We start from the raw sequence: 10778 nt of genomic DNA, 5'->3' as shown, positions 1-10778 counted from the left end.
GACGACCCGGTTTGACCCGTCTGTGAGGGGACCCGTAAACTTGAGCGTCGGCGCGGCGAGGCGCTGGTACGGGAGCTCACCCAGGCGGGTGTAGACGCCAAGGTGCAGCGGCAAGGCCGGACCGGGACCATCGTCATCCTGGTCGACGACCGGGGCGAGCGCACCCTGTTCCCCGACCGGGCGGCCGCCGCCGAACTGAGCGACGTACCGGACGCCTGGATCTCCGGCGCGGCAGCGGTCCACCTCTCGGCGTACTCGCTCGTCGGCCCGTCCTGGCCGGTCCTTCGCCAGGCCGCGGACATCGCGCACGCCGAGGGTGCGATCCTCACCGTCGACGCCGCCTCGGTCGCGCTCATCGACGCGGTCGGGCCCGAGACCTTCCGCGACCTGATCAGCAGCCTCCGGCCGGCGTACGTCTTCGCGAACGGGATCGAGGCCGACGCCGGCTCCCTGCGCGACCTCCCCGGTACGACGGTCGTCGTCAAGAACGGCACGCACCCCACCGAGATCCATGCCGACGGCAACAGTTCGGTGACCGTCGAGGTGCCGCCGGTCGACGAAGTGCGGGACACGACCGGGGCCGGCGACGCCTTCGCAGCGGGTTTCCTGTCAGCTGTGCTCGAGCATGCCGGCGTCGTCGAGGCAGTCCAGGCCGGCCACCACCTCGCCAGACAGGTCCTCACCGAACCTGGCGCCACCCTGACCACCGATGCATGAGGAGCAGTCTTGACTGACATCATCCTGTCCGACGACGTGGCCCGGGCGCTGGCCGAAGGCCGTGCGGTCGTCGCGCTGGAGTCGACCATCTTCTCGACCCTCGGGCTGCCCGTCCCCTTCAACGCCGAGGCGCTCGAGATCTGCAAGCAGGCGATCCTCGCCCACGGCGCGACCCCGGCCGTGACCGCGGTCCTCGACGGCCGTCCCCATGTCGGCCTCACTCCGGACGAGGAGAAGCGGGTCCTGCAGGGCACCCGGAAGATCGCCGAGCGCGATCTGGCCGTCGCGCAGGCGCAGGGCTGGGACGTCGGCGTCACCACCGTCTCGGCGACGGTCGCGCTCGCCCATGCGGCCGGCGTCTCCGTGTTCGCCACCGGCGGGATCGGCGGCGTGCACCGCGGGTCCGAGATCACCGGCGACGTCTCCGCCGACCTCGATGCCATCGGCAACCACCCGGTGATCACGGTCTGCGCCGGCGCGAAGGCGTTCCTCGACCTGCCGCGCACCCTGGAGTACCTGGAGACCATCGGCGTACCGGTGCTCGGCTGGCAGCACGACTGGTTCCCGGGCTTCTACACGCGATCCAGCGGGCTGCCGGTTCCACACCGCGTCGAGGACGAGCAGGTCGTCTGCGACGTGCTGCGCTTCCGGGCCCGGCCGAACACCGGGGTGCTGCTGACCGTCCCGATCCCGGTCGCCGACGAGATCCCGGCGGCACGCATCGACGCCGTACTCACCACTGCCCTCACTGCAAGCACCGAAGCCGGAATCACCGGCCCAGCCGTCACGCCGTACGTGCTCGGGCGCATCGAGAAGGAGACCGACGGGCAGAGCGTCCCGGCCAACCTCGCCCTGGCCCGCAACAACGCCGACCTGGCCGCCCGAGTCGCCGTAGCACTGGCCAAGTGATCTGAACCGGCTCCGGCCTGCTCGCCGGAGCCGGTTCAGCCCAGATCAGCCGTCGTTCTCGGCCGCCGGGATCACCGCGCCAGGCACGTCCGCCGGCCCGAAGATCTCGGTTTCACCGGGGTACGGCTTGGACCAGTCGTGTGCCTGGTACCAGTCGAAGTGGTTCATCTGGGCCGGGTTCGCGAAGTCGGCCCGGGCATCCGGGCCGGTGAGCCGCTGCTGCGACTTCCACGCGTCCCACTGCGCCGCGACCGCCTGCTCACTCGCCGGGATCGTTGCCTTCGGCGCCGGCGCCGCGGCCGGGTTCTGCGCCGCCGGTACGTCGGCCCCGCAGGACGGCAGCGTGCTCAGCCCGGCGGTCAGCGAGGTCCGGTTCGGTACGGCGGTGTACGGCGTGAAGTCCGGCTTCGACGTGAACGCGGTCGCCATCGGGGTGGCCGCGCTGTCCTTCTGGTTCATCGGCCGGATCCCGAGGATCTGCTCGATGGTCCGGATCATCGTGATCTGCGTGTAGTAGTGGCTGTCGACGACCCCACGCTGGGCCCACGGGCTGATGATCTGGATCGGCGCCCGGTGGCCGTCGACGTGGTCGAGGCCGGCCTGCGAGTCGTCCTCGACGACGAAGATCGCCGAGTCCTTCCAGTACTTGCTGTGTGAGATCCGGTCGACGATCTTCCCGGTGGCCAGGTCGTTGTCGGCGACCTGCGCGGCGCCGTTCGGCGGGCCGCCGGTGTGGTCGCTGGACAGCCAGAACATGTTGAGGTCGGCGGGACCGTGCTGGTCGAAGTCCCGCTTCCAGATCTCGTACCGGTAGAGGTCGGGGACGTCGGTGTCGAACTTCGGGAAGCCGTGTACGGACACGTCGTTCAGCGACGGGATCGGTGACGACGAGACCAGCGGGTACGCGGTGTCCTGCCCGGTCGCGGCCATGTTCTTGGTGTCGCAGTACAGGTTCTGCCAGGTCGCGCCGGCCGGCTTGGTCAGGAACTGCTGGAACTCACCGAAGTCGCGGACCGTCTTGCCGGCCGCCTGGGCGCCGGTCCAGATGAACCCGGTCCGCTGGTGGCCGAGCGCGTCGTCCTCGGTGTCGTAGCTGCGCAGGTACTCCCCCGCCGACGACTCGGTGTACTCGGGGTTGTCGGCCTGCATCAGCCAGTTGTGGCCCTCGGCGGAGTTCGTGCCGATGTCGTACGTGTTGTCGTACAGGCCGAACTGCTCGGCCAGCGCGTGCTGGTTGGGCGTGACGTTCTCGCCGTACTGCGCCAGCGCCGGGTCGCCGTTGCCCTCCGGGACGTCACCGAACAGCTGGTCGTAGGTCCGGTTCTCCTTGACGATCAGGAAGACGTGCTTGATCGTCGACGGGTCGCCGAGCCGCGCCGGGACCGGCGCCGGCTTCTTGCTGCCCTTGCCCTTGGCAACCTGGACCGAGCCCTTGGTCCAGCCGTTCTGCTCGAAGACCTTGGCGGTGTTCGCCCGGATGACGTGGTCGTCCGGCAGCGTGAACCGGGTCAGGCTCGAGGTGGTGTCGTGGGTACCGTGCCCGGCGGCGGTCGTCGTACGGCGGGCGTCGACACCGCGGGTGTTGGACACCACGAGGTCCTTGCCGACGGTCGCGATCTCGGCCGGGAAGTAGTCGGTGGGCAGCAGGCCGACGTAGCTGACCGGCTCCAGCGGGTTCCGGTACCGGTAGACGGCGACCGCGTTGGCGCGGCCGAGCGTCACCAGCAGGTGGCCGTCGTCGGTGAGCGTCGCCCCGTTCGGCTCGTAGCCCACCGAGGCCTCCGGCCACGGCTGGGTGGCGATGGTCTGGACGACCTTGTTCCGCCGGGTGTCGATCACGGAGACGTTGTTGGTGGCCGTGTTGGTGACGAACACGGCGCCGTTCTTGGCGAACAGCGCGGTCGGGTGCAGGCCGACGGCGATACTCGCCGGCGCTGCTGCCGGGTTCGCCAGGTCGATCACGCTGACTGTTCCGGTGGTGGTGGCCGCGGTGATCTGGGAGGCGAGCACCTGGGTGCCGTACGAGTTGATCGTCGGCTCGCCGGGCTTGGCCGGCCGTCCGCCCTCGTTGCTGACGTAGAGCTTCGACCCGACCATGACCAGGTCACGCGGCGCGTTGCCGACCGCCCAGCTCTGCTTGATCGCGCCGGTCGCCGTGTCGATCGCGACCACGCGGTTCTGCCCGTTGACCGCGGAGTACACCGTCGAGCTGTCGGGAGAGAACACCGCCTCCCCCACCAGCGCACGCTTCGAACCGTCGGCGGCGATCGGGACGAACGTCGGGTTGGCGAGCGAGCCGTCCGCGTTCACGGTGAACTTGCGGTAGCCATCGGCCTGGCCGAGCCACAGCTGTGAGCCGTCCGGCGAGTACGTCGGGCCTTCTTGGCCGATGTCATTGCCGGGAATCCGCAGATTGGCCGCCGCGCTGTTGCCGACGTACTGCTGCACCTTCCAGTTCTTCAGGTCGACGACGGCCAGCGCCATGCCGCCGTCGGTCACCGAGGCGGCGAGATGGCTGCCGTCCGGGCTGACCGTGGACGACATGATCTTCCCGTTCTGGAGCACGAGTCGCTGGCCGTACGGCGCGATGTACTGGTCGCTCGACACCACCTGACCCTTGTCGGTGACCTGACCGACCTGGTCGGTGCCGAACTGGCGCGTCGAGGCGACAGCGGTGCCGGCGAGCGCAATCGCCACGGTGGTGGTTCCCGCGGTGACCAACGGGATCCGGCGGCGGAGGCTGAAGCGGCCCTCGGCACGCCGGCGACGGCGTGTTACCTGCATGGGCTATCCCTTCGGGGTGGACGGAAGCAGTTCGATGAGACCGTCGAACTGCCAGAGCGGGTTCGGTTCGTCGCCGGACGGTGTCCGGACCAGGAAGAAGCCGTTGACTTCCTTCGGTCCGTCCCCGTCGGCGACGTACCGGCCGAGTGGGTTGATGTCGAGTTGGTAGATCGCCGAGCCCGCGGCCTCGACGCCGGGGACGTGCCAGCTCACGACGCAGCGCCAGTCGTTGCCGGGGCCCTGGGCCGCGACCTGGTCGCCGCCCTTGGTGCACGCGGCCGAGGTCTGCAGTTGCCCCTCGGTGACCGCAGGCCGGTTGAGCTGCTCGGTCTGCAGGCGGTACAGGTGCGCGAACGACGTGGCGACCGAGCGCTGCACCTTGTCCTGATCGATGCCAGACCCGGTTGCAGGTGCTGCCGGAGCGACCACAGCGGCAGTGAGCCCGAACAGTACGGCGAGGGGCAGCAAGCCGGCCGTGATCGCCGACCGGCCCGAACCGTCGTGGGCCGGGTTGGTGAAGTCACGCCGTACGAAGAGGAAGTAGGCCAACGCGGTCGCGGTCGCGGCCCACACCAGGCTGACTGCGATGCCGATCAGCAACGGCCTGAGTTGGGCCGGACTGGTGAACAGGCCGTTCCAGGAGATGAACGCATAGCCGGGCAGCGCGAGGCGGACATACACCGGCACCGGCAGCATCTGGACGAGTTGCATAGCGAGCGCGACCACGGCCGGGAGCAGCAGGCCCATCGGGGATCGTCCCAGCGCGACGGAGCCGAGCAGGCCGATCGCGGCGAGCGCGAGGGTCGGCGCGAGCGCGCAGAGCCAGGCAAGCAGGACCCTCCCGGCCGCGTCACTCGCCGACAGCACGTGCCCGTCGAGGCCGATCAACGCCCGGTTGCCGACCACCGCGAGGCCGCTGATCGCGCTCGAGCAGACCAGCCCGGCGACGAGCAACAAGATCACCGAGAGACTCGCGAGCGCCTTCGAGACGAAGATCCGGCGCGGCGACCGAACCGCCACCAGCAGGTGGCGCCAGGTGCCGAGCCGATCCTCGGCGGCGAACACGTCACCGGCGACCAGCGACGTCAGCAGCGGAAGCGCCCAGGATCCCGAGAACCCCAACAGAACAAGCGGTCCGGCCCATCCGGTGGCATGCATCCACCGGCCGAACAACGTGTCGACGGGCAACGACGCCTGCCTGCTCACCACGGCGACGAAAACCGCCGGCGCCAGCCAGCACGCCACGATCAGCAGGCGCACGCGCCAGTGGGACAGCAGCTTGACCGCCTCGAAACGGAAGCCGCGAGGGACCGAGACCCGGACAGCGACGGTCGTGGTCACTGCTCCACCTCGGTCAGCTCGAGGAACGCGGCTTCCAGAGGTGAGACCACCGGCGCCAGCTCGCGCAGCGCGATGCCGGCGGTGACGAGTCGTGCCACCAGGTCATCCATGGCGGGCACCGGTCCACGGACGACGAGCGCCTCGACCCCCTGCCGTACGGCGTTGCCGTCGACCACCGTGATTCCGCTCGTTTCACCGGCCAGCTGTTGAGCCGCCTCGGGATCGGAGGTGAGCAGCCGGTAGTCGAGTTCACGGCTCTCGGCGGCGAGCTTGCTCAGCGGACCGGAGAAGGCGACCCGCCCGGTGGCGAGGATCGTGACCTCGGAGCACAACGTCTCGACGTCGTCCATCCGGTGGCTGGAGAGCACCACCGCCGTACCGTCCGCGGCCAGCCGGGTGAGGACGCCGTACACGTGCTTCTTGCCGGCCGGGTCGAGGCCGTTGGACGGCTCGTCGAGCACCAGGAGCCGTGGTGAGGTGAGCAGGGCGGAAGCGAGGCCGAGGCGTTGGCGCATTCCGAGCGAGAAGCCGCGGACCCGGTCGCCGGCGACATCCGTGAGCCCGACCTGGTCGAGGACGTCGTCGATCCCCGCCGTACCGAGGCCGCGGAGCCTGGTCAGTGCGGCGAGGTTCTGCCGCGCGGTGAGTGCGGGGTAGAGACCGGGGCCGTCGACGAACCCGGCGACGCCATCAGGCGCGGCGAGCGCGCGACCGACCGGCGTACCGAGGATCTCGAGGCTGCCGCTGTCGGCGACCGCCAGCCCGAGCAGCAACCCGAGCAGCGTCGTCTTGCCGGCGCCGTTGGGGCCGACGAGCCCGTGGATCTGGCCCGCCGGCACCTCCAGTTCGACGGCGTCGAGGGCGACGACCGCACCGAAATACTTGCTGATCCCACGAGCACGAACTGCGGCGGAGGTGCCCATCGTCCCCTTCTTCGGCCGGCGCCTGACCCAAATACATTAGGCACCAATACAACTTGCCGCGGGGACGAGCAGGCAAACTCTGGTCGAACGAAAGTTGTCAGGCCTGGCGGACCGCCTTCTCCAGCTCGGACTTGGTCATCTTGGAACGGCCCTTGATGCCGAGCCGCTTGGCGTCGGCGTAGAGCTGGTCCTTGGTCGGGCCGCTGCCGGTCCGGGAGCGGGCAGCGTTGCGGGCCCGGATGCCCGCCTTGGTGGCGAAGTCCTTGACCTGCCCGAGGCCTTCTTCGAGCTTGTCGCCCGCCTTCTCACCCAGCGTCTGACCTTCCATGGTCATGTGTGGTCACTCCTTCGAAAGTGCCCCGCGTCAATCGGTTTCGAGTTTGTCCGGGAGCAGGACGTTCATCAGCCAGCTGACCACCGTGATGATCAGCGCGCCGACCAGCGCGGTGCCGAAGCCCTCCACCTCGAACGGGATGTCGAGCCCGTCGCTGATCCAGGACGTCAGCAGCAGCATCAGCGCGTTGATGACGAAGATCAGCAGGCCGAGCGTCAGCACGATGAACGGCAGCGACAAGAGCGTCGCCAGCGGCTTGACCAGCGCGTTGACGAGCCCGAAGAGCGCCGCCACCACGAGCAGCGTGATGACGCGGCGGGTCGTGCTCGTCCCGCTGATGGTGATGCCGGCGAGCAGCCACGCCGCGACGGCGAGCGCGACCGCGTTGACGACCAGTCGCATGAGGAGCTTCATGAGCAGCCTCCGCTCAGCTGTGGAACGCGCCGGCCAGCTTCTTGCGCACCTTCCGGCCGGACTTCTTGCCGCGCTTGCGCGCCCGCTTGACGTCGCCGGCCACCGAGCCGTGCGTCCGCAGGCCGAGGCGCTTGCGGACCCCGCGCTTGACCTCCGGCGCCCGCGGGATCATCAGCTGTACGCCGTACCCGTACAGCCGCAGCCCGAGCGCCATCAGCGGGATCCCCAGCGGGAGCAGCACCAGCGTCACGCACAGCACCGCGGCCAGGATCATCACGACCGTCGCGAGCAGCCACACGACCACCGCGCCGAGCCCTCGAAGAACTCTCATCACCACCACCACCTATTCCGGGAGGAGCGCACCGAGCGGGCCGAGGTCGATGTTGAGGTCGGCCGCGCTCAGACCGAACTGCTCCCGCAACGCGGTCATCGCCTCGTCGAGCCGCATCAGGCCCAGCCCGAGCTCCTCGACCTGCGTCGTACTGAGGTCGCCCTGGTCCATCCGGCGGATCGCCTGGCGTTCCATCAGCTGCCGGACCAGCTCGACGATCGTCAGCACCAGCTTCAGCAGCTCGCGCTCGACGGTGTCGGCGTTGGCCTCGATCCGCTCGGTCAACGGCAGCAACGGCTCAGTCATTCGGGCTCAGCTCCTTGCGCACGGACTGGATGACGGCCGACAGCTGAATCCGCACCAGGTCGACCTCGGCCAGCGAGATCACGACGTCGCCGGAGATGACGACGCCTTTGCCCAGCAGCCGGTCCAGCAGATCCACCAGGCTCGGCTCCGTGCGCACCGCCTCGACCGTCATGGCTTGTCCAGGACGGCGAACGAGTACGGCGGCCAGGGTCCGTTCACCTCGAGGTCGAAGGACGGGTACTTGGCGCGCAGCGCGTTGACCTGCTCGAAGAAGTCGGTGCTGCGGTCGTCGTCGACCAGGAAGGTCGCGTTGAGCGCCATGGCGTCGCCGCGCCCGGTGAGTCGCGGGTCCTGCAGCGCGAGCCGCCGGGTCGCCGCAGCAGCAGGCACCAGGTCCCAGAACAGCTGGTCGGCCTGCGCCTGCTGATCCACCGCGGCGTCCTGCCGGCCACGGATCTCCGCACGCCGGCGCTCCAGGTAGGCGACTCCCGAGGCCGGCGCCTCCGCCTCGACCGGCACCGGGGGCGTCGACCGGGTCCGGGCGAAGACCTTCACGCTCCACTCGCTGCGCCGGTCGATCCGGTCCAGCGCCTGCAGCAGGTCCTCGTACAACTCCTCGATCCGGTCCCGCGCGGCGTCGTCGGAACGGTAGATGGTGACCAGGCGGAACGGTGCGAGCGCGCTCGTGATCGCCGCCGCCCGGCGGACGATCTCGTCGTGGCGGCGAGCCGTCTGCTCCACCCAGGCGAGGCTCTCCAGGTTCTGCCGCAGCGCGGACTCGCCGAACTCCTCGAGGTCGACGGTGCTCACGACGGCGATCAGGTCGCGGTGGGCGATCGTCCGGACCGGCGCGCCGGCGACGCCCTCGAGCCCGGCGAGCACCTCTTCGTCCAGGTGCCGGCCGACCGCGTAGACGTACGTGCCTGTCTCAGTCACGGCCGCTCTCCAGCTCCTTGACCCGATCCCGGAGCTTGCGGTTCTCGTCGGCGAGCTCCTGCGCGTCGCCGGACAGCATCGGGTCGCGGGTCCACCAGTCGATGCCCATCTCCATCGCCTTGTCGACCGACACCACCAGCAGCCGGATCTTGACCGTCAGCAGCTCGATGTCGAGCAGGTTCACCCGGATGTCGCCGGCGATGATGATGCCCTTGTCCAGCACGCGTTCGAGGATGTCGGCCAGCCCCTCCGGGCGCGGCTGGCTGGAGGCGAAACCGTGGCGATTCATCGGCGCGCGGCGCGGTGAGATCGTCGGCTCGGTCATCGCGTCTCCCTCAGTCCTGGATCCGGCCACGGACGTGGCGGTCGACGCGGCGGTAGCCGGTCACGGCACCGTCGTTGTCCACTTCGACCTCGTAGACGGCGAGGATGTCGGTCGTCTCCGGGATCCGGTGCGACTCGACCACCTCCACCTGGACGCGCCAGCCGTGCTCGTTCTTCTCGACGCCGACGATCCCTTCCGGGACCTGCCCGATCAGCTGGGACAGTTCGCGGGCGGCTGTCACCGCGATCGTGCGCAGCGACTTCGGCTCCGGCTTCCGCTGCCCGTTCTGGGCGGCACGCGACGTACTGCGTTTCGCGGGTGTGCTGCGCTTGGCCGGCGTACTGCGTTCGGCCGGCGCCTGCTTCGCCGCGGTCTTCTTCGCCGGTGCCTTCTTTGCCGGCGCCTTCTTGGCCGGAGTGGACTTTCGTGGTGTGGCCATCGTGGTCAGGCCTCCCCTCGCCGGCGCTCGTCGGCGGCCAGCAGGCGGGCGAGCAGTTCGTCCTCCATCGCGGCGGCGTCGTCCGGATCGAGGTCACCGCTGTCGCGGAGTGCGTCGATCTGCTCGAGCTGCCGGCGAATCCGGGCCGGGTCGTAGTACTCGCTCTCGGCCTGCCGCCGGATCTGCTCGGCCAGGGCGACCGTCGCGCGCACGGGGGCGAGCGGCAGCGTCAGGAGGCTCGTCATCAGGCCCATCCGTCCTCCGCGTCGACAAAGTCGTACGGCGCAGTCGGTCCGACCAGCCGGAGCTGGGCGCGGCCGGCGTACGCCTCGGCCAGTTTCTCCACCGCCTGCTCGAACTCGTCGCGCCGGTCGTCCGCGACCAGCAGCGCGACATCGAGCAGCCGGTCCAGCCCGGCGCTCTCCCGAACGTTGACGGCGGCAACAAGTCGCTCGAGCTCGGTCAGCAGCGCCTGGCCGTCCTCGCTGCTCTTGGCCTCCAGCGCGCGGGCGACCAGTTCGCCGAGCTGCACCCGGTCGCCGTACGTCGCGTCCGCCGGCTGGTCGCGGGTCGCGGCCCGGAGCCGGGCGATCTCGGGGTTCTCCGCGACGACCTCGGTGAGGATCTGCTGCTCGTCGTACCGGGCCCGGAGCGTGAACTGCGCGTGCCCGGCAAGGTCTCCGAGCATCGCTCGGAAGCGGTCGTGGTCGGGTTCGAGCAGGTCGGTCCGCACCGCGTCCTGGTCCTGCAGCACCGAACCGAACCGCACCGGGATGACCGGGCCGACGGTCGCGACCGTGTCCAGCACGCGACTGTGGGCCAGGAGATCCGCCCGTCCGGCCAACGTGTAGTCGGTGTCCAACGGACTGGTCACCGCCGCGACGGCCCCGTGCGGGACCAGGCTGACGGCCTGGTCCCCGACTCCCTTCAGGTCCGCCGGTACGACGAGGTCCGCGGCCACGATGCCGTACAGGTAGCACCCGAGGCCGACGTCGCTCGGCGTGGTCGGCGTGGTCACC

The 10778-nt window shown here is 69.8% G+C and carries 15 protein-coding genes; 2 read left to right on the top strand and 13 right to left on the bottom strand.

The features are described from left to right. Positions 1 to 63 precede the first annotated feature (63 nt). Together ACWCOV_RS25355 and ACWCOV_RS25350 are read left to right on the top strand one after the other, a co-directional pair. Complete coding sequence (locus tag ACWCOV_RS25355) at positions 64 to 717, top strand: carbohydrate kinase family protein (protein WP_449831788.1); 654 nt, start codon at positions 64 to 66, stop codon at positions 715 to 717. A 9-nt stretch (positions 718 to 726) separates the two neighbouring features. Then, positions 727 to 1626, top strand: coding sequence for a pseudouridine-5'-phosphate glycosidase (locus ACWCOV_RS25350; protein ID WP_449831786.1), 900 nt, complete (start codon positions 727 to 729; stop codon positions 1624 to 1626). A gap of 45 nt (positions 1627 to 1671) precedes the next feature. On the opposite strand, the gene ACWCOV_RS25345 is transcribed toward ACWCOV_RS25350, so the two are convergent. The 13 genes from ACWCOV_RS25345 to ACWCOV_RS25285 form a co-directional block, all read right to left on the bottom strand. Further along, positions 1672 to 4410, bottom strand: coding sequence for a bifunctional YncE family protein/alkaline phosphatase family protein (locus ACWCOV_RS25345; RefSeq protein ID WP_449831785.1), 2739 nt, complete (start codon positions 4408 to 4410; stop codon positions 1672 to 1674). Between the two features lie 3 nt (positions 4411 to 4413). Further along, positions 4414 to 5751, bottom strand: coding sequence for an ABC transporter permease (locus ACWCOV_RS25340; RefSeq protein WP_449831784.1), 1338 nt, complete (start codon positions 5749 to 5751; stop codon positions 4414 to 4416). After that, positions 5748 to 6674, bottom strand: coding sequence for an ABC transporter ATP-binding protein (locus ACWCOV_RS25335; RefSeq protein ID WP_449831783.1), 927 nt, complete (start codon positions 6672 to 6674; stop codon positions 5748 to 5750). The genes ACWCOV_RS25340 and ACWCOV_RS25335 overlap by 4 nt, the downstream gene beginning before the upstream one ends. A gap of 97 nt (positions 6675 to 6771) precedes the next feature. After that, the gene (locus tag ACWCOV_RS25330; protein ID WP_449831782.1) at positions 6772 to 7008 is read right to left on the bottom strand and encodes a hypothetical protein; all 237 of its coding nucleotides are present in this window, start codon (positions 7006 to 7008) and stop codon (positions 6772 to 6774) included. A gap of 30 nt (positions 7009 to 7038) precedes the next feature. Continuing rightward, positions 7039 to 7422, bottom strand: coding sequence for a phage holin family protein (locus ACWCOV_RS25325; RefSeq protein WP_449831781.1), 384 nt, complete (start codon positions 7420 to 7422; stop codon positions 7039 to 7041). 13 nt (positions 7423 to 7435) lie between these two features. Next, positions 7436 to 7753 carry a hypothetical protein gene (locus ACWCOV_RS25320; protein ID WP_449831780.1) on the bottom strand — a complete coding sequence of 106 codons (318 nt, stop codon included), beginning with the start codon at positions 7751 to 7753 and terminating at the stop codon, positions 7436 to 7438. Between the two features lie 12 nt (positions 7754 to 7765). After that, complete coding sequence (locus ACWCOV_RS25315) at positions 7766 to 8059, bottom strand: gas vesicle protein K (RefSeq protein WP_449831779.1); 294 nt, start codon at positions 8057 to 8059, stop codon at positions 7766 to 7768. Continuing rightward, the gene (locus tag ACWCOV_RS25310; protein ID WP_449831778.1) at positions 8052 to 8231 is read right to left on the bottom strand and encodes a gas vesicle protein; all 180 of its coding nucleotides are present in this window, start codon (positions 8229 to 8231) and stop codon (positions 8052 to 8054) included. Before ACWCOV_RS25310 ends, ACWCOV_RS25315 begins: the two co-directional genes overlap by 8 nt. Further along, the gene (locus tag ACWCOV_RS25305) at positions 8228 to 8995 is read right to left on the bottom strand and encodes a GvpL/GvpF family gas vesicle protein (protein ID WP_449831777.1); all 768 of its coding nucleotides are present in this window, start codon (positions 8993 to 8995) and stop codon (positions 8228 to 8230) included. Before ACWCOV_RS25305 ends, ACWCOV_RS25310 begins: the two co-directional genes overlap by 4 nt. Then, positions 8988 to 9320 (bottom strand): gas vesicle protein, encoded by a 333-nt coding sequence (locus tag ACWCOV_RS25300; RefSeq protein ID WP_449831776.1) that lies wholly within the window; start codon positions 9318 to 9320, stop codon positions 8988 to 8990. Before ACWCOV_RS25300 ends, ACWCOV_RS25305 begins: the two co-directional genes overlap by 8 nt. Positions 9321 to 9330: 10 nt before the next feature. Then, a complete protein-coding gene (locus ACWCOV_RS25295; RefSeq protein WP_449831775.1) occupies positions 9331 to 9759 on the bottom strand; it encodes a gas vesicle protein GvpO in 429 nt (142 codons plus the stop codon). 5 nt (positions 9760 to 9764) lie between these two features. Further along, a complete protein-coding gene (locus tag ACWCOV_RS25290) occupies positions 9765 to 10004 on the bottom strand; it encodes a gas vesicle protein GvpG (RefSeq protein ID WP_449831774.1) in 240 nt (79 codons plus the stop codon). Then, entirely contained in the window at positions 10004 to 10777 is a 774-nt protein-coding gene (locus ACWCOV_RS25285; protein ID WP_449831773.1) for a GvpL/GvpF family gas vesicle protein, read from the bottom strand. The genes ACWCOV_RS25290 and ACWCOV_RS25285 overlap by 1 nt, the downstream gene beginning before the upstream one ends. Position 10778 lies beyond the last annotated feature (1 nt).

The sequence above is a fragment of the Kribbella sp. NPDC002412 genome (genome assembly GCF_053592935.1).
This window is presented reverse-complemented; position numbering and strand designations above follow the sequence as displayed.